This is a genomic window from Haloactinomyces albus (genome assembly GCF_031458135.1).
GTDB classification, from domain to species: Bacteria; Actinomycetota; Actinomycetes; order Mycobacteriales; family Pseudonocardiaceae; genus Haloactinomyces; species Haloactinomyces albus.
Genome location: NZ_JAVDXW010000001.1, coordinates 3,857,754 through 3,884,329, shown reverse-complemented (window position 1 = coordinate 3,884,329; position 26,576 = coordinate 3,857,754). Strand labels below are relative to the sequence as shown.

Genomic DNA, 26,576 nt, shown 5'->3' with positions numbered 1-26,576 from the left:
TCACCATGCCCAGCCCCGATTTGACTGTCCGTTCGGGCTGCTCCTCGCTCGCACCTCTGGCGGCGGAGGCCTCCTGGCCTCCTCGGGTGGCGGTATTGACGCGTCGCGGGCGGGCCCGCATAGTGCCGAGCCAAGATTGTACGCCGCTTTCCTGGGTTTTTCAGACGCACAGCATATCGGTCGACCGTCCGTGAGTGGGGGCGATGCCCATGTCCGAGCCGCACGAGGAGCAGTTGATACATCCCCGGACGTTGCACTTCACCACGCGGGGGATCGCACCGGTGAGCCGGGTGCACATGTGGGAGCATCACAACGCTCGAGCTCTCATCCCGCTCGACATTCACACGATCGACGAGTCACCGCTGCAAGCCCGTGAGATCAACGTCCACCTGCCGAATCTCGGTCTCGCGCAGGTGAACGGTTCCCCGCAGATCGTGGAGCGTTCGGAATCGTTCATCAGCGACAACCCCAAGGACGCGGTCGCGATCTACTTCGCCACCCGGGGTGATGCGTTCTTCTTCCACCGCGGCGGCAACGAATCCCTCAAGCCCGGCCAAGCCATCATGTACGACACGGACCTGCCGTTCACCCGCGGGTTCGCGCACGGGCTCGAAGAGCTGGTTCTGACGATCCCTCGTGTGGTCTACCGCGAGCTCACCGGCGCGGAATCGCTGCGGGAGCCGGTGGTCTTCCCGTTCGGATCCGGTTCGCAGGCCACCGCGCACGCGCTGGCCAAGCTGGTCCGCAGCACCGTGGCGCCGCACGCGGACGGCAGCGCCCCGCCCACCCCCGTCGACCCTGGCACCGAACGCTGCCTGCTCGACCTCATCAGCTCGCTGGTCGTGCACCGGCAAGCCGGCAAGGGTCCCTGCTACGTGACGGCTGCGAAGGACTACGTCGAACGGCACCTGGCCGATCCGGACCTGTCCGCCCACGAGGTCGCAGCCGCCGTCGGCATCAGCCCGCGGCATCTGGCCCGGGCGTTCGCCGAAGCGGGCCTGACGCTGCGCGAGCACATCCGCAACCGCCGCCTCGACCGGGCGTGGGAACTGCTCACCTCACCCGAGGGCGACGACCTCGCCCTCGGCGAGCTCGCCCCGCGACTGGGTTTCTCCTCGCACAACTACTTCAGCCGGGCCTTCCGGAACCGCTTCGACATGACGCCGCGCCGAGCGCGGCAGCAGTTGCGCGCCGCTTCGCACTGAGCCGCCGTGTTTTAGCACTCAGCGGACATCGTCGGCGTGACGTCTTTCACCGCGTGGCGAGGTGGGCCAGTCTTCCGGACACCCACAGACCGGTGGAGGAACCCGCCCGCCGCGCGGCCGGGTCCTTCGGTCCCCGCCCGTGACTGGAGACGTCATGCACCTGGATCCGCGAGAACTCAGGAACTGCCTCGGCCACTTCGCCAGCGGAATCACCGTCGTCAGCTGCGAGGTCGACGGACACCCGCACGGTGCGACGGTCAACGCGTTCAGCGCGGTCTCCTTGGACCCACCGCTGGTGCTGGTCTCGCTCGACCGCCGCAGCAAGGCGTGCGAACACCTGGAGAACCGGCCGTTCGCGGTGAACGTGCTCGGTGAACAGCAGGACGCAGTGGCGCTGCACTTCGCGGGCAAGCCCACCGACGAGCCGATCGAATGGGTGCGCCCCGCTGATTCAGCGCCGTACCTGCGCGGATCGCTGGCACGCATCTCGTGCCGGCCGTGGCGCTCCTACGACGGCGGGGACCACGTGATCCACCTCGGCGAAGTGGACTCCTTCGCCCTCGCCGAGGGCGATCCGCTCGTGTTCTACCTCGGTGCGTTCCGGCACCTGGGCAAAGCGTTCCACGCCGCGCCGTGGTTGGAATCGCTCGACTGCCCCACGGGCCAAACCCGTTTCGTGTTGGCCTGACCCGCCACGTCCGCCCGAGACGTGCACTCCCCTCCGACCGAAAACCTCGAAAGACGGAATTCGCAGCAAAGGAGCACGCGATGACCCAGCAGGACGAACGCGTCGGCAACCCCGACCCTGCCCCGAACGCCCAGCAGCGGCCGATGACCGGCGACGAGTACATCGAGAGCCTGCGAGACGGCCGGGAACTGTGGTTGTACGGCGAACGCGTCGACGACGTCACCACCCACCCGGCGTTCCGCAACCCGGTGCGGATGACCGCACGGCTCTACGACGCGCTGCACGACCCGGACAAGCAGGACGTGCTGACCACCCCCACCGACACCGGCAACGGAGGGTTCACGCACCCGTTCTTCCGCGCGCCGCACAGCGCGGAGGACATGGTCGCCGACCGCGACGCGATCGCCGAGTGGGCGCGGATGTCCTACGGGTGGATGGGCCGCAGCCCCGACTACAAGGCCAGCTTCCTCGGCACGCTCGGGGCCAACGCCGACTTCTACGAGCCGTTCTCCGACAACGCCCGGCGCTGGTACACCGAATCGCAGGAGAAGGTGCTGTACTGGAACCACGCGATCATCAACCCGCCGGTGGACCGGCACCGCGATCCCGAAGAGGTCAAGGACGTGTTCATGCACGTCGACGAGGAACGCGACGACGGGCTGATCGTCTCCGGGGCGAAGGTCGTGGCCACCGGCTCGGCGCTGACGCACTACAACTTCCTCGGCCACTACGCCCTGCCGATCAAGGAGCGCGAGTTCGCGCTGGTGTGCACCGTGCCGATGAACGCACCCGGCATGAAGCTCATCTGCCGGCACTCGTACTCCATGCAGTCGGAAGTGATGGGCAGCCCGTTCGACAACCCGCTGTCCTCACGCATGGACGAAAACGACACGATCTTCATCCTGGACCGGGTCAAGATCCCGTGGGAGAACGTGTTCATCTACGGCGACACCGAGAAGGCCAGCACGTTCATGCCCAACTCCGGCTTCCTGCCCCGGTTCACCTTCCAGGGCGTCACCCGGCTGGCCGTCAAGCTCGACTTCATCGCGGGTCTGCTCATGAAGGGTGTCGAGGTCACCGGCACCAAGGACTTCCGCGGCATCCAGACCCGCATCGGCGAGGTCCTCGGCTGGCGCAACATGTTCTGGGGCCTGACCGACGCGATGGCCAAGACCCCGGAGACGTGGAAGGCCGGCACGGTCCTGCCGAACGTGGACTACGGCATGGCCTACCGGTGGTTCATGACCCAGGGATACCCGCGCATCAAGGAGATCATCCAGAAGGACCTCGGCAGTTCGCTGATCTACCTCAACTCGCACGCGCGGGACTTCAAACAGCCCGAGATCCGCCCCTACCTGGACCAGTACGTGCGCGGCTCGAACGGGTACGACGCGGTCGAGCGGGTCAAACTGATGAAGCTGATCTGGGACTCGATCGGCAGCGAGTTCGGCAGCCGCCACGAGCTCTACGAGGTCAACTACTCCGGCAACCACGAGGGCGTGCGCGCCGAGATGCTGTTCGCGCACCAGAACTCGGGCAAAGCCGACGAGATGAAGGGCTTCGCCGAGCAGTGCATGGCCGAGTACGACCTCGACGGCTGGACCGCACCGGACCTCATCAATCCCGACGACGTCACCATCCACGGCAAGCGCTGAACTCCCACGGCGGGCCTGGCCGGTACCGGCCAGGCCCGCCCGCCTCAATCCATCCGCGCCGTCACCAGGAGCTGATCCCAGCATGTCGTTGCACGCCCGCACGGATGCCTCCATCCCGCACGCTCCCGACCAGCAAACACCCGAGCAGCCGACGGTGCAGTCATGAGCACACCTACCGCGGAGGCCGCAGCACCGTTGTGGCACGGCACCGGTGAAGTACCCGCCGGGTTCGGTCCGTGCGTGGCCACCCTCGGCGTCTTCGACGGCCTGCACCGCGGCCACATCCGGCTCATCGACCAGGCAGTACGCGCCGGTGATGCCCGTGGCCTGCCGGCAGTCCTGGTCACCTTCGACCCGCATCCCGCGCGCGTGCTCGGGCTGGCCCGCGACACCGCACAACTGAGCACCGTCGAGCGCCGCGCCGAACTGGCCCGCAGACACGGGGTGGACGCGATCTGCGTGCTGCCGTTCACGACCGAGTTCGCCAAGCTCGGCCCCGCCGAGTTCGTCGAACACGTGCTCGTGACCGGGGTGGGCGCGCAGGCGGTCGTGGTCGGAGCCAACTTCACCTTCGGGCACCGCGCCGCGGGCACCGTCGACACGCTGCGCGAACTCGGCCAGCGGCACAGCTTCACCACGCACAGCATCGACCTGGTGCACCAAGCAGAAACGCGCTGCTCATCGAGCACCGTGCGCGAGTGCCTGCGTCGCGGCGACATCCACGGCGCCACTCGCGTGCTCGGCCGCCCGCACCACGTCGACGGCACGCTACGCCCCACCGGACGCGGTACGACGGAACTCGTTTCCGCACCCGGCACGGCAGTGCCCGCACCCGGGCGCTACCTCGGCCGGCTCCCCGGAACCGGGCCGGTCGCACTCCGGGTCACCGACGACGGCAGAATCCACGTGGAGTCCACAAGCGTGCAGCCCGGTCCCGGCAGCGTCGCATTCACGGCCCGAAAAGCAGCGCACTCAAGCGAGCTCTGACAACGGCTGCACGGTATGGAAATCCCGACACGAGCAGCCAGCTCGACACCACCCACTGCCGGCTGCTGGAACTCATCAACATTGCGACGCCCGGCGAAAGCCCTACCGCTCCCCAAAGTCATCGACAAGCGCTCCAGCAGAGGGACTGCCTGATGATCGGTGGATCCGGGGCTTGGTCTGACACGCCGAGCAGCGTGCTTGGCGGGATGGGATGACCATGACCGAAACACTGGAGTCCGTGAGCAACGAGACGGGTAACACGCAGGAGTTGGCGCGCCGGCTGCTGGAGCAGGCCCAGGCCGAGGGGGTGGAGCTGACCGGTCCGAACGGGCTGCTCAACCAGCTGACCAGGGATGTGCTGGAGACCGCGCTGGATGCCGAGATGACCGAGCATTTGGGCTATGGCAAGCACGATCCGGCCGGGCGTGACTCCGGGAACTCGCGCAACGGCACCCGGGCCAAGACCGTGTTCACCGAGATCGGCCCGGTGGCCATCGAGGTGCCCCGCGACACGGCCTCGACGTTTGAGCCCCAGATCGTCAAAAAGCGGCAACGACGCCTGACCGGTATCGACGAGATCGTGCTGTCCCTGACGGCCAAGGGGCTGACCACCGGCGAAATCGCCGCGCACTTCGCCGATGTCCACGGCGCCACAGTCTCCAAGGACACGATCTCGCGCATCACCGACAAGGTCCTCGGCGAGATGGCCGACTGGTGCAGCCTGCCGCTCGAACGCATCTATCCCGTGGTGTTCATCGACGCCATCCACGTCAAGATCCGTGACGGGCAGGTCGGCAACCAGTCGATCTACGTGGCCATCGGAGTCACCGTGACCGGACACCGCGACATCAGAAGACGAAGTCGTCGTGGAACATGCCGGTCACCGTCGCGTAGTCGCCGTTCTCGAGGGCGTCGTAGAAGCGGTGCACCAGACTCTTGCTGTCCTCAAGGGACATATCGGCTCCTTGCGGGGGCGGGGTCGCGGGATCTGGCATGTCACCAGGCCCCGCGGCAATGAGCGTCGCAGAACTCGCGCAGCAGGCGAGGCTCAGTGGTCCCGGCCCCAGTCGAGGCGGTCGGCCATTCCGGCCTCGGCGAAGGCGTTCTCCAGGTGCCGGCGGCCTTCGGTGATGTGGGCCCAGCTGTCGTAGTGCACCGGCACCACGCGGCGGGCCTCGACGATCCGACTGGCTTCGGCGGCCTGGGCACTGTCGAACACGACTGGCTTGCCGTCGAAGAGCACGGAGAAGCTCGGAGCGCCGGCGAACATGATGGCGGTGTCCACCGGGGCGAAGCGCTCGGCGATCTCGCGGACCAGTTCCAGCGAGGCATTGTCGCCGCTGACGTAAACGGTGGGCAGGTCGTCGCCGGTGAGCACGAAGCCGACGACCTGACCGGCGAATGGCTCGACCTCCTCGCGGGAGGCCGGCCCGTGGATGGCCGGGACGGCGGTCACCGTGACCGTGCCACCTCCGGGACGCTCCAGCTCGACGGCCTCCCAGTCCGCCAGACCTTTCGCCTTCTCTCCGAGGCGCTGCCCGCCGTCGGGGGTGGTCAGCGTGAGCGGGACGTCGGCCAACAGCGCACGGCCGGAGTCGTCGAGATTGTCGGCGTGCTCATCGTGGGAGAGCAGCACCACGTCCACGCGGCCGAGGTCAGCCGGGACGCCCTCCGACGGCGCGGTCTTGGTCAGGACCGGGCCGTTCGGTACCTGATAGTCACCGGGCGCGTCGAAGGTCGGGTCGGTCACAAAACGTAGACCGCCGTACTCGAACAGGGCGGTCGGCCCCCCGAAGACGCGGACGGGGAACTGCGCAGTTGCTGCAGCGGAAGAAGACACGAAGAACTCCTCACGGATATGTAAGATTGATCCGTGATACACGGTAGCTGTCATCACGGATCACTGCAAACTAAAACGTGAGAACATGGGTGCGAGGAGGTCGTACCATGAGATTCATGGAGGAGACCATGACCGCCGAGCCCGACTTGCCGCCCGCACCGGGCGCGGAGCAATACCTCTCTCTCGCCCTGGCCAACAGTGCCATCGCACTGCCCGGCGGGCACATCATCGACCTCCTCGGCACTCCCGCGGCGACGAACCAGTGGCTGACCGAACGCGACCTCGCGCCGCTCGATGCCGACATGCGGGAGATGTGCGCAACGCAGCTGCGCTCGCTACGCGAACAGATCAGAGCACTGCTCGCCTCGCGCGTGGCCGGACTACCCGCCCTGCCCGCCGCACTGACTGCGATCAACGACGCGCTGACCAGGGTGCCGACCGCCCCGCTGCTGCAGTGGGACGACAAGACCGGTCCCTACCGCGCCACCCCGCACCCCACCACGCAGGTTGTCGACCACGCCCTGGCGACACTGGCCGCCGACGCCGCCGACCTGCTCACCGGCCCCGACGCCGAACGGCTCACCGCCTGCGGCTCCGATCCCTGCAACCGCTACCTGCTCCGGCACGGCCGCCGCCACTGGTGCTCCACCCGCTGCGGCGACCGCGCCCGCGCCGCCCGCGCCTACGCCCGACGCACCCGACCCGAAACGGCATGACCACCCACCCCGACAGGCTTCAGCCTCGAGCGGCAACGTGACACCGGCATCCCCGCGAACACCGGCACGCCACATGCTCACCCGGCTCCCGACCTGGTGCGCGCATCCCGCTCGCCGACCAAGTCGCGGCGCAACACTCCGCCACGTCGACATCGAGCGAACGGATCACGCCCAGCTGATCGTGGTGAGGCACCATGCAGCATGCCGTCACAACGGCTCCTACCACCGATGAGACCTCGACTCGCTCGTACCACTGGTGTGGCCCACGAGAACATCAGCTCTCGCCGCCTCTCCCGCGACACCCCCTGTTGCCGTGTTCGTGGTCCCTGATCGAGGAGAGCCTGGTCGCCTGGTCTGGCAGGACTGTCCGCCTGCGCAACCGCATTCGCGGAGTGTTGGCCCGGGATCACCCGGCCCTGGAACGGGCCTGGGACGTCGACGCTACTCGGACAAGACCGGGAGCTGGCGACATGCAAGCCGTGCGAACCTCACCGCGCTTCTTACCTCCGTGCCAGCCAGTCCGACAGTCCCGCCCCGATGGACTTCCTTGAGCGCTTCTTACCCCGTGGACAGCGGGAGTCGCTGCACGGCTTGTCCCGTGGTCTCGGCAATCAGGTCGAAGTCCTTGTCCAGATGCAGCACGGTAAGTCCGGCCAGTTCAGCGGTGGCCGCGATGAGCAGAACGGGCACGGAGGGAGCCCGGTGATGACCGCGTTCGGCCAGCGTGGTCTGCACGGTCACGGCACGATCTTCGATGGTGGGAGTCAGGTACTCCACCGGCATGGCGGAAACCGGTGGTCGGTGCAGGCCTTGATGCAGCTCGTCCGCGGAGCGGGCCGAGTAACCCACCTCCAGCAGAGTCAGCGAGGTGATACGAACCAGCCCCCGCTCGATCCGGTTGGCCCACTGCTGGGCCTGGGCAGCACGGCCCAGGCGCACCAGCGCCGACTTGTCAATCAACCACTGGACAGACTCCGTGCGGTTCTCGACCCTGCCGGTCATGACCATGCCCGTTCCATGACCTCCGGGTCCGCCAGGTCGTCGAACAACTCTCCGAACTGCTCCAGGTCGGCCACCCCCACGGACGCAGCAGAACGGCGGGCGTCCTGGTCCAGACGCCTGCGTAGATACTCGCTGCGGGACAGCCCGAGCTCAGCGGCATGGGCATCGATAGCCGCGAGGACCTCCTCGGGCACATCGCGAATCAACACATCAGACATGGCCCACCTCCTGCTATCACATGATAGCACTCGAGGGGTGGCCACCCGGCCTTGCTCAGCGAGACCGACTTCGTCACCGCCCACGTCAACAGCCCGGAACGGGTCCCGCCAGGGATCTTGGGCGTGGACGAAATCGATGCCATGCTTGTCCCGGTTGGCTTGGCTCTTACTCGGATCAAACTCGAACTCCATCCACAGCCACCCTCTCCGACCCGGTATGGCATAGAAATTATTACCGCATTCGAGTCCGAGTCTCACCCGCTGTATGTCCCAGGTCCGACACGACCTGGGCGCCGCCCACGAGCACGGCAACATCGACGCTGGCAGCCAGCACCCACGTCACGCACAGACCCCCGCAGGGGCCGTGTCCCTCATGACATCTGAACGGTCGCTGTTGATCGCGGAGGCCTGACACGTTCTCGGCCTGCCAAGACCTCCGGTAAGGCTGGCTTCGCTACTCGGTAGCGGCCGTTCATGGTGGCCTGGGGCTGTCCGAGCACGGGTGTGCGATCGCCCCATCGACCTACTACGACCACCTGACCCGCACGCCCTCGGCTCGGGATCGCCGCGACGAACAGCTCAAGGCCGAGATCACCCGAGCGAGCTCGCCCACCATCTCGGGCTCGCCGTTCCCACCGCCCACCGACGGTCGCGGCCATGGTCACCCACGGACTGCTGCGTCGTGACAGCAACGGCATCAATCACATCCGATGGCGTTTCGCCGTCTCCGCGACAGCCGCAAGGAGTCAGGTGATCTCACCACAGATCATCTTCACGAGGAGTTCCGCGCTCTTCTTCCGCCTGCACCAGCTCACTACTCGTCCCCCGAACGTCCACCGCAGAAACCAGGTACCGATCAAGTCCGCTGAGTCCTGCATCCTGCAAAGGTGCGGTCAACTCCGCGGCGACCTGCGCGTTACGCTGGGACAGCTGTTCTTCGCTACCGCAGGACCATCCATGCGGCACCATCCAAAGCGGCTCGATCGTGGCGCCACGTAGCTTCTTGGCCCGAAGGGACTCCATTCCGAGCTGCAGACCCTTGTACCGCCTTTCGTAGCACACCTCCAGCGGCTCGTAGAACGAGAGATTGAAATACTCGAACGCATCAGCAAGCCCGGCCCGATCAAAACCGACGGCGCGAACCCAGATCCAGTCGGCAAAGGAGAACGTCAGCGCGAAACCAACGAGTCGACCGCTCTTGCGTACCGTGTGCACGCAACTCAAGTCGTCCAGGTACCTCGCCTGCCCAGCCAGCAGCGACCGTGCCCCGTCATCGGTCGTGGGGTGACCGTACTCCCGCTGCAGGTTACCCAGCAGAGGTGCTGCCTCCTCGTAACAAGCACTGAGACGTTCCCTCCCCATCTCGTGGTCCGCCTTCACAAATTCCCGGCGCTCCTTCCGCACTTGCGCCCGGCGGTTCCGGCTCACAGTAGAGAGATAGTCGTCGAAGGAGCCGCCGGTGCACCGCAGTTGCGCCCTCGCATTGATCAATGCCGGGGACGCGTCCATACCCAGCCGGGAGAACGCAGCGAGATCACCGTCAGGAACGTACATCGCGGTGGCCGGTTTGAGGCCGTCGAGGTGGCTTTTCAGCGCCTCAACCGCGGCATCACAGGTTTGCCGGGGGAACGAATCAGCGACCAGAACACGCGATTCGTATCCCCGGCGATTCCCCAGTATCCGTCGCTTCCCGGAGCCGACAACGGTCGCGGAATCGCGCAGCTGTGTCGCGACGTCATAGAACCTGTTCGTTTCCCGGACTACCTCGTATACCGGCATTCCGGCCACCAACCGGCGGTCCTCCTCGACCAGCAGGTAGCGAACCTCGCAGGTGGGATCACCCGATTCCACCGACCGCAACCACGCGGAGCTGAGGTACAGCGAGACCTTCGAGGCAATCGCATCCCATGCTGCGGCATCATCTCCCGTCAGCGAGCCGACAGAACGGACAGTGATCACGATCGATTCCTCCCCCGGTTCGTGGACGCGCACCGGTCTTCTTCGCCGTGCGAAACCGGTTGTGACGAGACAAGGTATTCCTCCGCACGGCTTCGTACGGCGTCGAGCTCACGTCCGGTGGGTGCGTCCACGACCACCGAACACACACGATCACCGGATTTGCTCAGTGCAGGTACGGGGTCGCCGTCCGGCTTGTGCCGAAGAACGCAGCGTACTTGGGGTTCGGCATCCGCAGGCAGGCTCGACAGCCGAGGCCACGGTGCCGCGTTGGCCACACTGACGACCGTTGTCGGGGGACCATTCCAGGTGACAGCCACTTCGTGTCCCGGCGTAGCACGCGCATAGTGTTGCGCTGCCCACCTCTGCGCCTCCGCACACACGGGCTCCGTGATCTCTCCGAGTGCAGCCGCACACAACGTGCTCTCCAACGGCACGCCCGTCGCGAGGTGGTGAAGTAACCAGACGGCGTCGCCTCCTGGCCGCACCGCCGTCTCCATCAGCACCGGCCCTGCGTCACCCAGCCGGAATTCCGCATGGGTTGCGGCGGTCCGGACGCCAAGTTCTCCGACAACTCTCGCGTTCGCATCCTGAACAGCGGCTTCCAGTTCCTCGCTCAGCGCGGTCGGCCCGACATGGTGACCCATCTCGACGAATCTATCCGAGTTTTCGGTTGTCAGCTTGAGCGTCGTTTCGCTCCGGACTATCCGCCTGTCCGCGACGACAGACTCCACCGAGACCTCGTCGCCGACTATTTCGGACTCCAGTAGGAGCGTCTCGCCGGAAGGATCATGACTCCTTGCAACGTCGGCCGCTTCCCGGGCCGAGTGAACCCGCACGACCCCCGAACTCGAGTGACCTGCGGTCGGCTTCATTATCGCGGGCCACCTGCCCTCGTAGCCGGCGATGTCTCGTTCCGGACTGTCCGTGGAAACCCGAACCCATGTAACTCCGTCCCGACACAGGCTGCGCTGCAGACTCTTGTCCCGACTACTCACCGCCGCACGAACACCAGGACCGGGCAAACCCAACAGTTCCAGGGTGAGACTGCCCGCGATGACCGACTGTTCGCCGAGTACCGCGCCACCGATCGCTCGGTCCGACACCGGACCGGAGCCGAGCCAGGCCACGATGTCTTGTGCCGCCTTCAGTGGGTCGCGCTCCAGTTCGGGGTGTGCGAAGCGACGGGAACCGAGGCCGTGGACCTCACCGTGTCCGCCGAGGACGACTTCAACCACCTCCAATCCCCTCGCTTCCAGCGACCGGTAGAGCGGTTCGTAACGAGCGAAAACCATATCGCTGCCAAACAGCAGGAACACATTACTCATGGATCCTCCAAACGAAGAGCGCCGTGACCGTTTCCGGTCGCCAGTTCATCCAGTTTGTTGACGAGCACGCGCAATGTGTCTTCGGCGCACTCCGGTGACAACGCGTCCCGCCTGAACTGCAATTCCAGATCACTCCGGCCATCCGAGTAATCCCAAAAACAGGCCATTGCATCGAATGCAACGGCCTTCCCGGAGTGCGCGTGTTGGATGTTGGTGGCACACGGGTTGGCGGACGTTTCGAGGAATGCGGTGTTGATAAATGCTCCTGTCAGGGGCAGGCGACCCGGTTGCGGTGTTACGCCCAATTCCAGTGCCGTTCGGTCTATCTGCTCGTGCTCGGCCAGGGCCGCCGCGCCGATCTGTTCGCCCAGGCTATTGACCATGCTTTCGATCGTATCGCGGGAGCTTACCCGAACACGCAACGTCAGCAATGACAGGAACATCCCGACGGCGCGCCTCAGTCTCGGATGACTACGACCCTCGTAAGGTGTTCCGATCAGTACTTCGGTCCGGCCGTAAAGTACCGAACACGCCATCGCGAAAGCGGCACTGCGAATCGCGAAGGGTGTCACACGAAAGCGTTGAGCTGCTTCGTTGACCGCGTTGACGAGCTCCCGTGGAAGTGTGAGCCACACCGCTGCGCCGTCATAGGCTGGTCCGGACGGACCAAGAGGAAGATGCATCGGAGAATCGGCTCCCCGAAGCCTCCGCGCGGTGGATTTTTCCTGCAGCGCACGTTCTTCCTGACGATGGGCCCATTCGGTGTACTGGGCGTAGGATGTGGATTCCCCCAACTCGTTTTCCAGCCCACTGAGAAAGCAGCGCAATTCATCCGTGAAAATAGAACGGGACACGCCGTCGAAAACAAGGTGGTGCACAAGACCCACCAGAACCCGCCTGCGCGGACCACGAACCAAGACGAAACGGTGCAGCGGCCACACGAAAATATTCAGAGGTTCACGCTCCAGTGCATAACCAACACAGCGGCATGCCTCGTCCACGTCCGCATCCGTGCCAACGTCACGTTCTGCAAGCTCGATCGACGTGAGTTCGTCCACCGGTATACGAACTTGTCGAAGTCCCTGTGGGGTTTCCCGGAATACGGTGCGCAACGCGTCGTGCCTTTGGACGACCGCGTCCAGGGATCGCCGCAGTAACGCACCTTCGACGTCGTCATCCAACTCCACCCGCAACGACATCGTGCTGGCCGAGGACGGGACGTCGGACCCGAACGTGGCCCAGTAGCGGCGCTGTGCCGGAGACAGCATCTCGGACTGTTCACCCACGTCATCCTCATCGGGCCAGCCGATCTCGTCGTCCTGCTCCATCGCTGTCACCGAAGCAAGCGCCCGCGGCGTCCGGAGGCTCATGATCTCGGCGCCTCGCACGAGACGATTGGTCCGTTCGGACAGTCGCACCGCGAGGGCGGCCGCGCCCATGGACGTTCCCCCGCACTCGAGAAAGTCGGAGTCGAGATCCACAGGTGTCTCCAGGATCGACTCGAAGTCGGCGAGAGTGAGCCAGGCGTGTTCGTCGTTCGACGAAGTATCGTCCACGCTCTCGCGTGTCGGATCGGAGTTCAGGACGGCCAGCAACTGCTGCCGATCGATCTTTCCGCTGTCAGTCAGCGGAAGTCGTTCCGTCATGACTCTGAACCGTGACGGGACCTCCGCGTTCAGTAACCGTTCGGCCAGATAGCCACGCACCTCGTTCACATCGATCGTGGCTTCCCCCCGAGGAACCAGGAACGCGATGAGGTGCGCAGTGGGAGCCTGTTCGGCCAGCACGACCGCGTCGAGCACCGCAGGGTGGCGGCGAAGTGTCGCGGTAACACCCGTCGGCTCCACACGGACGCCGTCGATCTTGACCTGGTCGTCAAGGCGCCCTGTCACGTGCAGGCGGCCATCGACAACACGACCCTCGTCCCCGGTCAGGTAGGCACGTTCACCGTTGAGCTGAACGAATCCCTCCTCCGAGTCGTGAAGATATCCCATGGACGCGTCCCGCTTGAGTACCGCGATCTGTCCGAGTTCGCCGTCGGGAACCTTTTCGAGTGCGCTGTCGACCACCAGCACAGCCCCTCCGGGGACGGGAGTTCCGACATCCTGGGTACCGCTGGCGGACGGGTGAGTGACATCGGCCCAGCAGGCAGCCAAGGTCGTCTCGCTGGGGCCGTAGAAGTTGATGACCCTGCTGGACGAATGATGCTGCCGCCACCGATCGACCAAATCCCGGTCGAGCGGTTCACCGGCAAAGAACGTGATCCGTAGTGCGGATGTCTCCGCTTCCGGGGCGCGTGACACCGTGTTTGCGTGCAACCAGGATCGGACCAAGCTCGGCACCGTGTGCAACGCGGAGATGCGTTCCCTCTCCAACCAGTCGAGACGATTGGTGTCGTCATCGTCGGGGTGGACAATGGTGGCTCCGGAAAAAAGCGGGGTAAGCAAGTCGCGGAAAAAGACGTCGAATCCGGTGGACGTGAGCGCGGCGAAACGGTCGCCAGGACCGATTCCGAACTCGTAGGACTGCCACCGCACGAAATTCTCTATACCGGCAATGTTTCCGACCACTGCTTTCGGAGTTCCGGTGCTCCCAGACGTGAAAACGAAATAGCGATTGGGGCGGTCACGCACAGTCGAGCCCGACTCGTGGCCGTGCAAGGCAGAGATGCCATCGATCCGTGTGAGAACGGGAAGCCCCGAGGACTCGCCACGGTCCAGCACGTAGTCCGGCCGCAACTGATTCCGCATTTCGACACGCCGCTGTTTCGCCAGGTTCGGGTCGCACAGGAAGAAATCCACTCCGGAAGCTAGCGCGGCCAGTACTCCGACACTGCTCGTCTCACCACGAGTCGCATGGATGCACAAGCGTTCGACATGGGTGTCGTGCAGTCGTCCAGCGAGTTCCTCCGTTCGTTCCGCCAGGTCTCCGTAGCTTATTTCGCGACCGCGACTGAACCTCAGAGCAGGGAGGTTCGGGTGATCTGCGGCGATGCTTTTCACCCGGCCCCAGATGTTCGTGCTGTCACGTTCGGTCATCACAATACCTCCGTACGGGCTCAGACGCTCCCACCACCGGGCTCTGGAGTGGTTCCGTCGTCGCTCAGGAAACGAGCGGTGATCAACAGCGTCACCATGTGCACGACGACCACAACACCCCAGAAAAGCGGGACAGAAACAACCGAGGCGAGCGCAATGCCACAGGCGGGTCCAATCCCCATAGCCGCGGCCCAGACAGCGGAGGACACCGCGTTGGCGCGGCCTACTTCCTTCTCGCTGACCGCGAGTGTGAGGACGGTCTGGAAGGACATCGAATACAGGACCTCGCCGATTCCGAATATCACGGCGAACAACACGACAAGGACGATGCGCGTACGCCCGTCCGTCAGCGAGGACAGCATTAGCGTCGCAGCCGCACAAATCCAAACGATTGGTACGTGACGCAGCACCATGGTCGGACGAACGTGGATCAGCCACCGAGACAGGATCGGAAGGAACACCACAATGGTAATTGTGTTCACGGCAAAGAAGACCGACAACACGATGTCCTGCAGGTCAAGATCGCGCACGACCTGCAGCGGCACCGTGGAGTTCAGCTGGCCGTAGCCCGCGAGCACCAACATCGCTTGTACTGAAATCAGGACAACGACCCGGCTCTTCCGTAGCACATCCGTGCTGCGACCGACGCCGGCCTTGGAACCGGCTCGAATCGGCGAATGCGTACGCTGCATCGCCACGACGACAAGCAATGGCACGAAGCTCACGGCATTGCACACGTAGATCAGCCGGTAGCCCGGTTGATCGTCAAGGAACGTAACCAGGATCCCGCCCAATACCGCGCCGGCGGACATACCACAGTTCATGGCCCCGTAGCGATAGCTGTATACCTTCGCCAGGAGGGCCTTGTTGTCACGGACCTCGGCCAGTATCGTCAGGAACGCTGTCTGGAAAACGCCCGCACTCAGTCCGATGACCAGTGTGGTAATGGACAACGTCGTCAACGTCGACAGTGTGGCCATGGCCAGATAGCCGACCGTCTGAACAGCAAGTCCGACGAGGCAGACCAGCCTGGCATTTCGGTCGACGAATCGGCCAGACAACCCCGCCCCGACGAACGTGAACAGGGCTATTCCCACGAAGAACATCGAGGCCCCGACGGAGCGCAGCCCGAGCTTTTCGCTGATATAGACGGCGGAAAAGGGGTAAACCATTCCCGTTCCGATGCTGGAAACAAGGAAGGCACTCAGCAGAAACCGCATCTTCGCGGGCATCGGAACATCCGACCCACGAGTTCCGTTGTTCGTCACTATGCGGTGTCGAACGCGTGGCCGAAGTGAGATCATCAGTTCCCTGTATCCGTCGTGATCGTGTTCCGCTCGCCTCCGGGCCGTGGCCGCACCACCACGTGCCCCCGCCGACCATCTGGTGACATGGGGGTATGTTCGTCACAGGTACTGGCAGTTACCGACTCTTGTCACAGTGCAGATGTTCTCGGCGCACTAGTCGCTTCCGCAGGGGTTCCGCCCGGAGACGACGCGCCGGCGCCATCATTGATCGTACGTATCGATTTCCTCCGCAAATGTCGCGCTCAGCAGAGCCGCCCGCTCTTCGCGTTGCCGAAGATCCGGGGTCCCGATAATCTCGAGAACCCTGTCCACGCTCGCGATCTGATCCTCGGCCCCGTCGCTTCCGCCGTCTCGCACGAGAGATTCGAACACTTATGCTCGCGGCAATGCGCGCACGGAGGTCGTGATTGGCATAAACGACCACGCTCGCTCCCGCAGCAACCGAGTCATCGAACGTCAACTGCGGGTAGGTCGTCGGAACAATCGCCAAAGGAGTCGTTGATCCCGTATCCCTGAAGCGCTTCATGAACTCCAGAACCTCGTCGGGTCCGGCGGACTTGCTGTGAATGAGAATCACGTCCGCGCCGGCGGACTCGTACAGTTTTCCTCTGGCGAGGGCGTCCCGCATGCCGGCGCCCGCGATGAGCGATTCGAGGCGAGCCCGGACCATGAAACCGGGGTCCCTCTGCGTCTGTTTTGCCACGCGGACCTTCGCGGCGAACTCTTCGGGATCGCATAGTTTCTGGTTGTCACTGAAACTGTTTCTCTTCGGAAACATTTTATCTTCGATGCAAACAGCTGAGGCGCCGGCCCGTTCGTACTCGGTAACCATGTGGGCAACGTTGTTGACGTCGCCGAACCCGGAGTCGCAATCCGCAACGACCGGTAGGTCGCTTCCGGACCGGATCGAGCGCAGGGCCGCGAGAAAGTCGGTCATCGTTCTGATGTTGGCATCCGGTACCGCGTCCGCGGCGGAAATACCCAGGCTGCTCGCCCAGAGAGCGTCCGCCCCTGACTCCTCGGCCAGGCGAGAGCCGAGGCCGTCGTAGACCCCGAGCATCCGGCAAGCTCGGCCCTCGCGGAGCAGGTGACGAAGACCGTGCGCATTCGAGTTTATCATGTTTACCGCATCTCCCAATCAAGAGACCTAATTCCGATCCGCCACAGCTACGACCTCACTGCGCGACGAACTGGTGACTATGGCGCCTTGACGCACTCGTCGGTCCGACTTCGGGCGGCTGGCATTATCAGCTCCGCGGCGACAACCCCAGAGCCGGCACATCGTCAGTGCTCCCTCGGCCGTCGCACGACAGCCGTACGATCCGGCCGTGCTATTCGACTCGCTCGGCGGCGTCGTCGAGGAGCACCGCAGCAAGCCTCCTCGCCCACTCGTCGAGCTTGGCCCGGACATCCATCTGACCGTTGAGCACCCTGATGCTGTGTAACGAGGATGTTCAGCCAACCGTGCGAAGAGCTCGCGAGACCGAACGTCCTACCGGACCCGCACCCCGGACACACACAGCCAGCTCGTCGACGGGCTCACCCATGAGCTTGTCTTTTGCCCAGACCCCACGCATGACCAGGTTGTGCCCGACCACCATGGACCGGCAAAGACTTGTCAGCGCCAGAGTCGCCATCTCGGCGACCGCGGCCGACGAAGTATCCTGGTCGCGGTACAGATCGATCTGCCGCTCGTCCAACGCTTTCAGGTCGATATCGTCAATCCCGCTTCCCGGACGGACAACACTCCGCAGAGCGGGAAGCAGCGACAGTTCCCGGGCGCGCACTTCTGGCCCCGATCGCAGCACCACCACGACCACGTCCTTCAGCAACTCCGGACTCACTTCGCCGGCAGTAGTGGCGCGGCTCGTGACATCGTCGGGCAACAGGCCAGCGACCTCCGTATCGGTGACCCGCAGCTCGGTCAGCAGTAACGCCTTCGGTCTTCCGGAGGGGGCGGCCGTGGTCATGAATGTGTCACACCAGAACTAATCAGTTCCGCGGTGATCGGTTCGAGAACACTTTCCAGTTCTTTTCCTTCCTGCATCCGCTCACGTACGAGCGTGCCGCTCACCGACATCACATGGCTCGTATCGACACGATGCACGCGTTCACCGAGGGACGTCCATGCCTCCGCCTTGGCGTCCTCGAAATCGTCCCGCGTCGGAACAGCGAACACGCGGTCCGGTGGTAGTAGCTGGTCGTACAGGTTCCAGTCGAGGTCAAGGCGGTGACCGGCGAGTACCGTGATGTTGGCCTCGGGAAAAGTCGCCGTCAACGTCTTGGACACGAGCTTCCGACGTTGCCAGAGGGGCCACGGGTTGTTCTCACTGCGGTGGTGCTCGTCGACGATCGCCGAGAATTCGGGAACCGGAGACGACGACACCTCGGACACTTCGTTCGCGACGACTACGATGATCAGGTCGTCACACAGCTTCAGCAGTTCGCGAACATAAGCGACATGGCCTCGGTGTATCGGCTGAAATCGACCTTCCCAGATGAACGTCGTGCTCTTCGTCATTCGTAGGTCAATCCCTCTTCGTCGTCGATATGCAGGAATCCGTCGTACCGTCTCGCCGCACCGATATCCGTACGCTCCCTGCGGCGCTCCGCCGGCTTGCAAATGGTGATCGGGCGTTTGCGTTCGTGTCCGCGCGCAAACTCCGAAGCAACCGCGCAGCGCATGGCTTCGTAGAGGTTGAGCCCCGAGGTCGCCCCGATCGGGGTCGCAGCAATGGTCAGCGTGCCGATGAGCGGTTGTCGGACGTCGAGCCCGGTGTCAGTGTCGGAAATCACGACATCAACGCTGCGTCCGGTGGTTGTCTCCACGAACTCCGCGATCTCGGCGCATCGGCGGTTCGGCTCGTCAGTGCCCAGGCACGCCTGGTCATCGCCGTACTCGTCGGCGATCAGGAGGTGCGTCGACCCGACGAGCAAGCCAGTCCTCTGTTCCAGTTCGACGGCCAGTTCCGCTCGTCGCTGCTCGGTGATCATCTTCGGGTCCGGATCCGTCAGTACCCGTCGGTCCGCTGTGCGCCCCAGACTCGCGGCGACCACCTTGTCCGCGACCACGAGGACATCGCCGTCCTCGAGGAGAGGAGCGGCCAGCTCGACGAGTTCCGTGCGAACATGCGGCCAGCCGGACTCCAGGTCCAATTGCGCGGAAGGTGATTCGACACTCCCGCAGATATGGCCGGACTCTCCCATACTCCCGAGAATGCCCTTGAACGCAGCGTTAACCGCGATCGCGATTTCCCAGTACTCGTCGGAACGGGTCATGCGAGGCTCCTTCTTGCGGAAAGCAACGCCTCCTCCTCGTCGAACGCCTCCTGCTCGACGTCATCGAATCCCGGATTCCGCACTGCATCGTCCTCGTCCACGAGGGACAACTCCGGCAACGGTGCCCGACTGGTTGCGAGCACCGTTTCCAGCCGATAAATGGCTACAGCCAGATCCGCGGTCCGACAGGAATCTACGTCACGGTCGAGCAAGGGCAACAGGTCCAACGTCTCCGCAGCAACACGAGCTTTCGGATGCTCGAAGAGCTCCATGAACCGTTCGTGTAGCTGAGCCCGCACGGACACCTCGCTCGCGTCGAGCACCGCGCTCGTGTGCGCGGGACTCAGATTGGGACCGACGAGTGGCTTATCTGTCATAGAAATTCTCAATCAGAGCAGTAGTGAAGGGGGACTGAGGGTCCACAGTTTCCAGCATGTCCTTCAAAGTGTCCATAATATGCCGAGCAGGAGACGGCAATCCGGGTAATTCCTGTCGAATCTCGGCGATATCCTTCAGTGCGAGTCTCGCTCGGTACGAACTGCTCGGTGCCCCCGACCGTAGGTCTCGCACCACCGACGAGTCGCCGAGGCTTCGCCCCGCTGTTCCTGTTTCGAGTACGGTCAGTACCTGCTCGGCTTCCAGACCAACGCCTCCTTCTCCGAAGTACGTCAACAGCGTCTGTTGCAGCAAAAGATACGCGTTATGTATGATTTTCGCGCGCGCAGCCTGCCGGACGTCGTCGAAACTGATGACCTGTCCGAGCAGAGCCAAGAGTGGATCGGTGTTGCCGAGCGGAGGACCGAGCAACAGAACGGCCTCCCCGCGGTTCACCTGGTCGGCGCCTCCGGTGAGTCCGCCCCCGTGGTACTCCAGATCGCGTAGTACGGCACGCTCGCAACATCGAAGCGCGGATTCCGAGGACTGCGTTGTCAGATCGACGACGGTGCTTTCGGCGGGAAGCTCGTCCAGCAGCGTGGGAACCTCCAAGCCGTGGGTGAGGGCAAGGACGATCAGCTCGGCGGGGTACCGGACGACCTGTTGCGCTTCGTCTCGGTCGGCCAGAGCGACATGGACCCCGCACTCCGACAACCGGTGGGCTACTGCCGAACCGATGCTTCCGGCACCGAAGACACTTACCCGTCGACTCATCCGTCGAGAACAGCGACTGTCGTTTCGTTGCCGCTGTACGAGCGAACCATGGCGACGTGCGCGTCCCGAATGATCTCCGCAGCCCGCCACGCGCGTTCCTGGGCAGCGTCGGTGCGGGCGAACACCTGCAGGCCGACACGTCCGAGCTTTGAGTGGAAGTGCTCGTCGGGATTGATGTGCTTTTTGAACATCGCAGCAGTTTCGGGATCGAAGCGCGACAGCGCGAGTTCGTTCCGTTTGAGACTTTGAGTCTCAACAGTCAGTTGTTGCGCCGCGAAGAACTCCTCTGGATACGCCATGGAGTCAAGGAGGTCACCGAAGTGCACTTGCTCACTCGTTGGTTGAAAGTCGATGATCGAACCACCGAGCGCCTCGATCCGACGGCGACAGTGGCGAGCGTGCTTGGCTTCATCGCCGACCTGCCTACCAACAAGGGCCTTCAAGCTCATGTCGGGGATTCGACTGATGAAACGCCCGATGATGTCAACACCGCGGATCTCATTATACCAACGAGGCAGCAACGACTGAGCTGCGGCAAGGCCTTCCAGCGGACGGTCCCAGTACACGGTGTCGGTTTCCGGAAGGCTAGCGAAATATGACTCATTGTCTTCGTCGAGTCGCTGAATGAACTCATCGACCTCGCGGGCCATAAAAGTGTTTCCTCCCAATCTCGCACGAGCCCCCGGAGGCGCTCGCACCATGCTTCTTCGAACGGTCAACTACCAAACTTCTACAGAAGGACTCCTGTTTTGCTACCCGCCATTCTGCACTCCCTCCTTGCCTCCAAATTCGCACGGTGTTTCATCGCTGTTCTTCTTCCCTGAAAGTTCTATCACCCCCGTTTGGCTCATCGAAAGAGCCGATGACGACACTTGTTGACGCTGCTCGAACGTTTGGACGTGAGCGGTTGCTCGCCGGAAATTGACGGTTTCCCGAGGTCACTCCCGTGGCGAAGTCGCCGATGATGGCCGGTGGTGGTCGTGTCTCACATGGAGCGTGCAATGTGGGAGGATTTCGGCTCGTGAACGAGCTGTCGCGCCGATTGGTGCCGGACGAGTTGTGGGAACTGGTCGAGCCGATGCTCCCGCGAGCCAGCGTTCGTCCACAGGGCGGAGGGCGGGCTCCGACGAATGCTCGGGCGGTGTTCACCGCGATCGTGTTCGTGCTGACAAGCGAGTGCGGGTGGCGACATCTCCCGGCATCGTTCGGAGTGACTGTGCCAACCGCTCATCGGTGGTTCGTCCGCTGGCACGCGGAAGGGGTGTGGTTGCGTTTGCACCAACAAGCCCTGAACGAGCTTGCCGGCAAGAACGACATCGACTGGGCGCGGGCGATCCTGGACGCTGCTGGCCGGCGCGCGGGAGGAGGTGGGTGACGGGAGAACCGCCGGTGGCGGGACGGCCGGAATCGCCGATCGGACCCGGCCACCGACTCCACTCCAGCTGTTTCTTCTTTCCGGTCGTCGCGCAGGTGTCCAGGGCCGCCACCAAATGAGACGGGGGAGATTCGGCAATATTGGCAATAAAGAGGTACCGGGTGCCCTGCCGGGTTCGGAGAGCGACTGCTTTCCGAACCCGGCAGGCGCGCGGGAGCGGTTACAGCGTCCGGGCGAGCCTGGTGGCCAGCAGGGTGGTGAATTCTGCGGGTTCCCGGAGCTCACCGCCCTCGGCCAGCAGCGCCATGCCGTGGACGAGTTCGGCCGTCTCTTTCAGTTCCTGGCTCTCGCCGTTCTTGTCGTAGGCATCGCGCATCCCGCTCACGAGGGGATGGTTGGGATTGACCTCGAGGATGCGTTTCACCTGCGGCACCTCGTGGCCCATGGCGCGGTACATCTTCTCCAGCGTGGGTCCGATGTCGTCGTTGTCGCCGACCACGCAGGCCGGTGACGTGCTCAGGCGCGAGGACAGCCGCACTTCCTTCACGTCGTCGGCGAGCTTGGTCGACATCCAGGACAGCACCTCGGCGAACTCCTGCTCCTGCTGTGCCCGCTCGGTACCGGAGCCGTCCTCGTCCTGCTCGTCGAGGTCGACCTGGCCCTTGGCGATCGACTGGAACCGCTTGCCGTCGAACTCGGGAGCCGACTCCACCCACATCTCGTCGACCGGGTCGGTCAGCAGCAGCACCTCCAGCCCCTTGTCCCGGGAGAGGCTTGAGTTCTATCGGTGGTTGCGAACGGTCCCGAGAAGGGATGTTCGATGCCCCGGTGGGCGCACAACAAGATGTCGGTGGCAGTCAAGAAGCGTTACTTCGAGCTACTGCGGCAGGGTTACAAGGGGGCCGCAGCGGCCCGAGAGGTGGGCGTGTCGCCGAGCTGTGGCTCGTTGTGGTTCATCGATGCTGGCCGCATGCTCGTACTGGAAGCATCAGCGTGTCCAAGTCCTCCGATCGACAAGCACCGACCAGGGAATCACCACGCACGCGTGGCCGACCGGGCTCGTCGGGCACTGCGGCGTTTTCCGACGAGCCCCACTCTGATCTCCTATGCCGCCGAGGAGCTCGGCGCCACAATGGCAGCGGGCCCGTCGAACTCATGAGCTCGCACCCCAGCCAGAAAGCTCTGCCACTCCGGCTCGGTGTAGAGCAAGGTGGTGCCACTTCGAGCGGAGCGGAGCAGCCTCATGCCTTGTGCTGTCGTTTCGACGCTCAGCACACCACCACCGACTGTTCTGCTGCCGGTCAGCTCGCCCAGGAAGGCGAGCCACTCCTCGGACGTCACCCTGATGATCGGCTCATTGGCCGGAGAGTTGGCCGGGTCACGGCGGTACTTGCTGTCCCGGATCGAGACGAGCCCTTCCCCGAACTTCACCTCGACGCAGTCTTGTGACGGGTTGCTGTGCGAGCTCTTGAACCAGTCGGTGCGGGCTAAGGCATCGTAGGTCATGGGTTCTCCATCTCTTGACGTATCTCGTTGATCATCGCAAGAGAGTCCTCGCGCCCAAGAGCGCGGTCGAGCGCCTCATCGAAACTGGCAGTCAGCACCTCCACAACATGGTGCTTGTCGATGAGATTTCCGGTGGTGACAGCTTCTTGCCAGACCATGTCGGGCACCCAGCGGGAGTCGAATGACAGGATCTTGAGTCCGCCTCCGATGACGGGATGCGCTCCGGCGCTGTAGGGCACGACACGGATGTCGACCCGCATGCTCTCGTCCTGGACTGCTCGAGAAAGACGGTCGAGTTGACGCTGCATGACCTCTCGTCCGCCGACTTCCTGCCGCAGTGCCGTCTGACCGATCACCACGGTGAACTGGGCAGGGTCCGTATCGGCGAGGCGGTTCTGCCGTGCCAGACGTGATTCCACGCGGGGCCCAACCTCGACCGGCTTAATGTAGGGAGAACCACCCCGAATCATCGCCCGCGCGTAATCGGCTGTCTGCAGTAGACCTGGGATGGTTTCGGCTGCGTACTCGCGCAGCTGTGTTGCTCCGGCCTCCAGACCGATAAAGCGCAGGAAGTCCTCCGAGTACAGGCGGGTGTAGTCATGCCACCACTCCCGCCGCTCGGTGTGTGATCGCAGCACCTCAAGCTCGTGCTGCTCTTCGTCGGGCAGCTCGTACACCTTGGCCAACTCGGCCAACTTCGTCGATGTCAGCCGACGCTTGGCGATCTCGATCGACGAGAGGTTGTTTCCGCCAATCCCTGTTTGCTTGCCGACGGACGAGGCGGTCAACCCCAGTTGTTCACGCCTCTCGCGCAGCCGCAATCCCAGTTCAACGGCCTGAACAGTGCTGGAGATCGGCTGTTGTCCCATCGCGCACACAAACTCCTGTTGCTCATCATGATGCGACACGTAGGTCGCTGACGTGCCGGTAGGTTACTCCGCTCTCCGCTCCAAGTACACCCGAATGGGCTATTCACTCATGAGTACATTGATCGTACTTTGATTGTACTCACGATGATTCTCAATCAATGAGTGTTCCGCAAGTAGCCCCCGGAGGAGGCATCGCAATGCCACAGGTGATTCAACCGACCTTGCCTCCATCGCAGGGCCTCACCTCGCACAAGCTCGGTGTGCCCGACGGGCCCCGACCAGATGCCGCGCCCGCAACGATGCGGAGTGCGCCTGGCCGTCGGGCACACCCGCTGCGCTGGTCCGCACGCAGTTCCGGCCGACATTCCCGCCTGTCGCCCGGAGTTACCGCGCCCCGACAGCGGGCGTGCGGACCAGCGCCCCCGCTCAACCCGGAAACCACCACCGGAGACACCTCCGATGAACACCTCACAATCACCGCCCGGCCCCGAGGCTGCCCCGTTCACCGCCTTCGCCGACCTCGATCCGCTCGCCGGAGAATCGAGCCGGTTCTCCGCACCCAATCCACCAGCGGCCGCACAGATCACCGAACAACTGTTATTGCGCGATCCCGGCTGCCGGGCCCGGTGGGGGCCGACAACAAGCCCGGACGGGCAACCATGGCCGGTGCCGGTGTTCGTACGTCACCAAGTTGCCTTTGACGAGCCCGCAGGAGAGGTGCACATAGCTCTGCTGGCCGCAGGCGAAACCGTGGGCGCCGAGCTGCACGCCTGCTGCGGCACCGCAATCACGTACCGCTCCGCCCTGTTCACCCGCTACGGCCCGGCCTGCCCACAGTGCCTGACCTACTGGCACATCGCCTACGGCCACCCACCTCCCGACGGAGCCGACGATGCCGTCCACAGCAACCGATGGGCCACCATCGACCACGAGCTCCTGTCCCGGCTGTTGACCGCACTGCGCAACCTCCCGAACAGCCAGGGCAAAGACCCTCACGAGCACTGCGCCGATCAAGCACACCCACACGTCGATACACCACAAAGGACAGACGATGTCTGATGCTCCGAGCTTCACCCCGTTCCTCTACCGCGCTCTTCGCAAAGTGGCACGCAGCGAGATCGGCGCCGTCGGCCCCACCGGAGCGCTACGACACCGCACCGACGAACTGTCACCCCGCCTGATCAGCGCCCTGTTCATGCTCCGGCGAGACGGCTACATCCAACTCGGCACGCAGCACCGCACCGGAACCGAATCCTGGATCCCCGCCGAGCTCACCCTGCGCGGCACCCAACTGCTCGGCCACTGGATGCGCACCCACCCATCCGTCGGTTTCTCGTACGAAGCCGCGGCATCGCAGCACCCACCGCAGGCCACATCGCAGCAGAGGTCCCAGCCCCGGCAGCTTCGGGCGGTGCAGGACTGATGCGCATACGCCATCGCCCCGACCTCACGCACGAAACCAATCCGCTGGTGCACGAATCCGTCGAGCAACTCCCCGCACGCCTGATCCGCACCGCCTGCGGACGCGAACTCCGCACCGACCACATCGAACGCCTCGACACCGGCGGCACTCCCTGCCCACGGTGCGCCGCGCTGACCGAACGACGAGATCGCAGCGACCAGATCGCCCCACCCAGAGCACGCCACCGGGAAACCGACTGAACGAAATCATCCACCAGAATCGGCGAATCACTCTCGGTGCCTTCACACACCGCCACTCGCTCCCAAGACTTACACATCGACAGCACCGACCGAGAGAGTGAAAGCGGTTCGCCAGCCCCGGTCCGTTGCCGTAGCCCCGAACCCCGTGCAATCTCCGAGAGGTACCAAACGAGACACGAGAAAGAAAATATGGGGGCTGGATGTCGATACAGTGGCACGTACTGCGTTAACATTCACAGCGTTTACGAACATCCCTGGAGGTAAGGCCATGTTCGCTCAAGAGTCGGGGTTGACACCAGACGCCATTGATAACCTGCGACGGAAGGGGTTCACACAACGACAGATTGCCGCCATGTACGGCGTCAGCGATTCCGCTGTCAGTGCCATGAAGAGAAGGTACGCCAAGGAGATCAGCTACCGGACCAAGCGAGAGATCGCGAACGAACTGTTCCCGTTCCGGTACATCCAGACTCGCTTCACTGAGGCAGGGATATACCACAGGCTGAGGGACCACGGTCACTACATGGTCGGAGGTGAGGATGAACTGTCGTACGAGCGGTTAAAGAATCTGGGTGGATTCTACGACCGACTGAAAGAATACGATCTCGTGGTTGAATACGACCCGTCGATCAAACCGAACATATCAGCGAAATACGGTGGGTTCGCATACCGAGACAGGGAACCGTCTGACGGTGACCTGATTATCCGGATGAATAAGCACACAGACATCACGGACAAGAACCGAAACATTTGGACACTACCGAACAAACGCCCATTAGAATAATGCCGCGTAGGC

At 63.7% G+C, this 26,576-nt stretch carries 25 protein-coding genes and 4 pseudogenes; 12 read left to right on the top strand and 17 right to left on the bottom strand.

What is annotated here, in order from left to right; all coding sequences use genetic code 11:
• The first annotated feature begins 209 nt into the window (after positions 1–209).
• The 5 genes and pseudogenes from JOF55_RS18545 to JOF55_RS18525 form a co-directional block, all read left to right on the top strand.
• Positions 210–1,205 carry an AraC family transcriptional regulator gene (locus tag JOF55_RS18545; protein WP_310275922.1) on the top strand — a complete coding sequence of 332 codons (996 nt, stop codon included), beginning with the start codon at positions 210–212 and terminating at the stop codon, positions 1,203–1,205.
• Between the two features lie 154 nt (positions 1,206–1,359).
• Positions 1,360–1,893, top strand: a complete 534-nt coding sequence (locus tag JOF55_RS18540; protein ID WP_310275921.1) for a flavin reductase family protein — start codon at positions 1,360–1,362, stop codon at positions 1,891–1,893.
• 80 nt (positions 1,894–1,973) lie between these two features.
• On the top strand, positions 1,974–3,548 hold the full coding sequence (locus JOF55_RS18535; protein ID WP_310275920.1) for a 4-hydroxyphenylacetate 3-hydroxylase family protein: 1,575 nt from the start codon (positions 1,974–1,976) through the stop codon (positions 3,546–3,548).
• A 162-nt stretch (positions 3,549–3,710) separates the two neighbouring features.
• Positions 3,711–4,535: an adenylyltransferase/cytidyltransferase family protein gene (locus tag JOF55_RS18530; protein ID WP_310275919.1), complete on the top strand. Its 825-nt coding sequence runs from the start codon at positions 3,711–3,713 to the stop codon at positions 4,533–4,535.
• Positions 4,536–4,752: 217 nt separating this feature from the next.
• Positions 4,753–5,385 (top strand): annotated as a pseudogene (locus JOF55_RS18525) (IS256 family transposase); the annotation flags it as partial.
• 198 nt (positions 5,386–5,583) lie between these two features.
• Here the strand turns inward: JOF55_RS18525 and JOF55_RS18520 are convergent.
• Entirely contained in the window at positions 5,584–6,375 is a 792-nt protein-coding gene (locus JOF55_RS18520) for an MBL fold metallo-hydrolase (RefSeq protein WP_310275917.1), read from the bottom strand.
• Positions 6,376–6,491: 116 nt separating this feature from the next.
• On the opposite strand from JOF55_RS18520, the gene JOF55_RS18515 reads away from it, so the two are divergent.
• A complete protein-coding gene (locus tag JOF55_RS18515; protein ID WP_374727554.1) occupies positions 6,492–7,091 on the top strand; it encodes a CGNR zinc finger domain-containing protein in 600 nt (199 codons plus the stop codon).
• A gap of 558 nt (positions 7,092–7,649) precedes the next feature.
• On the opposite strand, the gene JOF55_RS18510 is transcribed toward JOF55_RS18515, so the two are convergent.
• The 13 genes from JOF55_RS18510 to JOF55_RS18460 form a co-directional block, all read right to left on the bottom strand.
• A complete protein-coding gene (locus JOF55_RS18510) occupies positions 7,650–8,093 on the bottom strand; it encodes a PIN domain nuclease (RefSeq protein WP_374727314.1) in 444 nt (147 codons plus the stop codon).
• Entirely contained in the window at positions 8,090–8,311 is a 222-nt protein-coding gene (gene vapB / locus JOF55_RS18505) for a type II toxin-antitoxin system VapB family antitoxin (protein ID WP_310275913.1), read from the bottom strand. Before vapB ends, JOF55_RS18510 begins: the two co-directional genes overlap by 4 nt.
• 756 nt (positions 8,312–9,067) lie before the next feature.
• A complete protein-coding gene (locus JOF55_RS18500; protein WP_510184014.1) occupies positions 9,068–10,099 on the bottom strand; it encodes a peptidogalycan biosysnthesis protein in 1,032 nt (343 codons plus the stop codon).
• A gap of 167 nt (positions 10,100–10,266) precedes the next feature.
• Positions 10,267–11,142 (bottom strand): ATP-grasp domain-containing protein, encoded by an 876-nt coding sequence (locus JOF55_RS24515; RefSeq protein WP_374727553.1) that lies wholly within the window; start codon positions 11,140–11,142, stop codon positions 10,267–10,269.
• A 449-nt stretch (positions 11,143–11,591) separates the two neighbouring features.
• On the bottom strand, positions 11,592–14,633 hold the full coding sequence (locus JOF55_RS18495) for an AMP-binding protein (RefSeq protein ID WP_310275911.1): 3,042 nt from the start codon (positions 14,631–14,633) through the stop codon (positions 11,592–11,594).
• 20 nt (positions 14,634–14,653) lie between these two features.
• Positions 14,654–15,865, bottom strand: a complete 1,212-nt coding sequence (locus JOF55_RS18490; protein ID WP_310275910.1) for an MFS transporter — start codon at positions 15,863–15,865, stop codon at positions 14,654–14,656.
• 190 nt (positions 15,866–16,055) lie between these two features.
• Entirely contained in the window at positions 16,056–17,000 is a 945-nt protein-coding gene (locus JOF55_RS24510) for an isocitrate lyase/phosphoenolpyruvate mutase family protein (protein ID WP_374727313.1), read from the bottom strand.
• A 394-nt stretch (positions 17,001–17,394) separates the two neighbouring features.
• Positions 17,395–17,910, bottom strand: a complete 516-nt coding sequence (locus JOF55_RS18485) for a hypothetical protein (RefSeq protein WP_310275908.1) — start codon at positions 17,908–17,910, stop codon at positions 17,395–17,397.
• Entirely contained in the window at positions 17,907–18,461 is a 555-nt protein-coding gene (locus JOF55_RS18480) for an adenylyltransferase/cytidyltransferase family protein (RefSeq protein ID WP_310275906.1), read from the bottom strand. Before JOF55_RS18480 ends, JOF55_RS18485 begins: the two co-directional genes overlap by 4 nt.
• The gene (locus tag JOF55_RS18475; RefSeq protein WP_310275904.1) at positions 18,458–19,219 is read right to left on the bottom strand and encodes a coenzyme F420-0:L-glutamate ligase; all 762 of its coding nucleotides are present in this window, start codon (positions 19,217–19,219) and stop codon (positions 18,458–18,460) included. The genes JOF55_RS18480 and JOF55_RS18475 overlap by 4 nt, the downstream gene beginning before the upstream one ends.
• Positions 19,216–19,596 carry a hypothetical protein gene (locus tag JOF55_RS18470; protein ID WP_310275902.1) on the bottom strand — a complete coding sequence of 127 codons (381 nt, stop codon included), beginning with the start codon at positions 19,594–19,596 and terminating at the stop codon, positions 19,216–19,218. Before JOF55_RS18470 ends, JOF55_RS18475 begins: the two co-directional genes overlap by 4 nt.
• A complete protein-coding gene (locus JOF55_RS18465) occupies positions 19,586–20,368 on the bottom strand; it encodes an SDR family oxidoreductase (protein WP_310275900.1) in 783 nt (260 codons plus the stop codon). Before JOF55_RS18465 ends, JOF55_RS18470 begins: the two co-directional genes overlap by 11 nt.
• Positions 20,365–21,018: a hypothetical protein gene (locus JOF55_RS18460; RefSeq protein ID WP_310275898.1), complete on the bottom strand. Its 654-nt coding sequence runs from the start codon at positions 21,016–21,018 to the stop codon at positions 20,365–20,367. The genes JOF55_RS18465 and JOF55_RS18460 overlap by 4 nt, the downstream gene beginning before the upstream one ends.
• A gap of 314 nt (positions 21,019–21,332) precedes the next feature.
• Between JOF55_RS18460 and JOF55_RS18455 the strand changes: the two are divergent.
• Positions 21,333–21,740 (top strand): annotated as a pseudogene (locus tag JOF55_RS18455) (transposase); the annotation flags it as partial.
• 223 nt (positions 21,741–21,963) lie between these two features.
• On the opposite strand, the pseudogene JOF55_RS18450 reads toward JOF55_RS18455, so the two are convergent.
• A pseudogene (locus tag JOF55_RS18450) lies at positions 21,964–22,509 on the bottom strand (molecular chaperone HtpG); the annotation flags it as partial.
• 54 nt (positions 22,510–22,563) lie between these two features.
• On the opposite strand from JOF55_RS18450, the pseudogene JOF55_RS24700 reads away from it, so the two are divergent.
• Positions 22,564–22,722, top strand: a pseudogene (locus JOF55_RS24700) (IS30 family transposase); the annotation flags it as partial.
• A 125-nt stretch (positions 22,723–22,847) separates the two neighbouring features.
• On the opposite strand, the gene JOF55_RS18445 reads toward JOF55_RS24700, so the two are convergent.
• Both JOF55_RS18445 and JOF55_RS18440 read right to left on the bottom strand, forming a co-directional pair.
• Positions 22,848–23,249, bottom strand: coding sequence for a DUF397 domain-containing protein (locus tag JOF55_RS18445; protein ID WP_310275894.1), 402 nt, complete (start codon positions 23,247–23,249; stop codon positions 22,848–22,850).
• Positions 23,246–24,118, bottom strand: coding sequence for a helix-turn-helix domain-containing protein (locus JOF55_RS18440; protein WP_310275892.1), 873 nt, complete (start codon positions 24,116–24,118; stop codon positions 23,246–23,248). Before JOF55_RS18440 ends, JOF55_RS18445 begins: the two co-directional genes overlap by 4 nt.
• Positions 24,119–24,577: 459 nt before the next feature.
• Here JOF55_RS18440 and JOF55_RS18435 point away from each other — a divergent pair, with 459 nt between their 5' ends.
• From JOF55_RS18435 to JOF55_RS18420, 4 genes are all read left to right on the top strand, one after another.
• Positions 24,578–25,177, top strand: coding sequence for a hypothetical protein (locus tag JOF55_RS18435; RefSeq protein WP_310275890.1), 600 nt, complete (start codon positions 24,578–24,580; stop codon positions 25,175–25,177).
• Positions 25,170–25,541, top strand: coding sequence for a hypothetical protein (locus JOF55_RS18430; RefSeq protein ID WP_310275888.1), 372 nt, complete (start codon positions 25,170–25,172; stop codon positions 25,539–25,541). The genes JOF55_RS18435 and JOF55_RS18430 overlap by 8 nt, the downstream gene beginning before the upstream one ends.
• Positions 25,541–25,780, top strand: coding sequence for a hypothetical protein (locus tag JOF55_RS18425; protein WP_310275885.1), 240 nt, complete (start codon positions 25,541–25,543; stop codon positions 25,778–25,780). The genes JOF55_RS18430 and JOF55_RS18425 overlap by 1 nt, the downstream gene beginning before the upstream one ends.
• A gap of 268 nt (positions 25,781–26,048) precedes the next feature.
• Complete coding sequence (locus JOF55_RS18420) at positions 26,049–26,564, top strand: helix-turn-helix domain-containing protein (RefSeq protein ID WP_310275884.1); 516 nt, start codon at positions 26,049–26,051, stop codon at positions 26,562–26,564.
• Positions 26,565–26,576 lie beyond the last annotated feature (12 nt).

Coding starts and splice junctions, on each gene's coding strand:
- JOF55_RS18545 (WP_310275922.1), top strand. CDS start 210: ATGTCCGAGCCGCACGAGGAGCAGTTGATACATCCCCGGACGTTGCAC.
- JOF55_RS18540 (WP_310275921.1), top strand. CDS start 1,360: ATGCACCTGGATCCGCGAGAACTCAGGAACTGCCTCGGCCACTTCGCC.
- JOF55_RS18535 (WP_310275920.1), top strand. CDS start 1,974: ATGACCCAGCAGGACGAACGCGTCGGCAACCCCGACCCTGCCCCGAAC.
- JOF55_RS18530 (WP_310275919.1), top strand. CDS start 3,711: ATGAGCACACCTACCGCGGAGGCCGCAGCACCGTTGTGGCACGGCACC.
- JOF55_RS18515 (WP_374727554.1), top strand. CDS start 6,492: ATGGAGGAGACCATGACCGCCGAGCCCGACTTGCCGCCCGCACCGGGC.
- JOF55_RS18510 (WP_374727314.1), bottom strand. CDS start 8,093: ATGACCGGCAGGGTCGAGAACCGCACGGAGTCTGTCCAGTGGTTGATT.
- vapB (WP_310275913.1), bottom strand. CDS start 8,311: ATGTCTGATGTGTTGATTCGCGATGTGCCCGAGGAGGTCCTCGCGGCT.
- JOF55_RS24515 (WP_374727553.1), bottom strand. CDS start 11,142: ATGAAGCCGACCGCAGGTCACTCGAGTTCGGGGGTCGTGCGGGTTCAC.
- JOF55_RS18495 (WP_310275911.1), bottom strand. CDS start 14,633: ATGACCGAACGTGACAGCACGAACATCTGGGGCCGGGTGAAAAGCATC.
- JOF55_RS18490 (WP_310275910.1), bottom strand. CDS start 15,865: ATGCCCGCGAAGATGCGGTTTCTGCTGAGTGCCTTCCTTGTTTCCAGC.
- JOF55_RS24510 (WP_374727313.1), bottom strand. CDS start 17,000: ATGCTCGGGGTCTACGACGGCCTCGGCTCTCGCCTGGCCGAGGAGTCA.
- JOF55_RS18485 (WP_310275908.1), bottom strand. CDS start 17,910: ATGACCACGGCCGCCCCCTCCGGAAGACCGAAGGCGTTACTGCTGACC.
- JOF55_RS18480 (WP_310275906.1), bottom strand. CDS start 18,461: ATGACGAAGAGCACGACGTTCATCTGGGAAGGTCGATTTCAGCCGATA.
- JOF55_RS18475 (WP_310275904.1), bottom strand. CDS start 19,219: ATGACCCGTTCCGACGAGTACTGGGAAATCGCGATCGCGGTTAACGCT.
- JOF55_RS18470 (WP_310275902.1), bottom strand. CDS start 19,596: ATGACAGATAAGCCACTCGTCGGTCCCAATCTGAGTCCCGCGCACACG.
- JOF55_RS18465 (WP_310275900.1), bottom strand. CDS start 20,368: ATGAGTCGACGGGTAAGTGTCTTCGGTGCCGGAAGCATCGGTTCGGCA.
- JOF55_RS18460 (WP_310275898.1), bottom strand. CDS start 21,018: ATGGCCCGCGAGGTCGATGAGTTCATTCAGCGACTCGACGAAGACAAT.
- JOF55_RS18445 (WP_310275894.1), bottom strand. CDS start 23,249: ATGACCTACGATGCCTTAGCCCGCACCGACTGGTTCAAGAGCTCGCAC.
- JOF55_RS18440 (WP_310275892.1), bottom strand. CDS start 24,118: ATGGGACAACAGCCGATCTCCAGCACTGTTCAGGCCGTTGAACTGGGA.
- JOF55_RS18435 (WP_310275890.1), top strand. CDS start 24,578: ATGAACACCTCACAATCACCGCCCGGCCCCGAGGCTGCCCCGTTCACC.
- JOF55_RS18430 (WP_310275888.1), top strand. CDS start 25,170: ATGTCTGATGCTCCGAGCTTCACCCCGTTCCTCTACCGCGCTCTTCGC.
- JOF55_RS18425 (WP_310275885.1), top strand. CDS start 25,541: ATGCGCATACGCCATCGCCCCGACCTCACGCACGAAACCAATCCGCTG.
- JOF55_RS18420 (WP_310275884.1), top strand. CDS start 26,049: ATGTTCGCTCAAGAGTCGGGGTTGACACCAGACGCCATTGATAACCTG.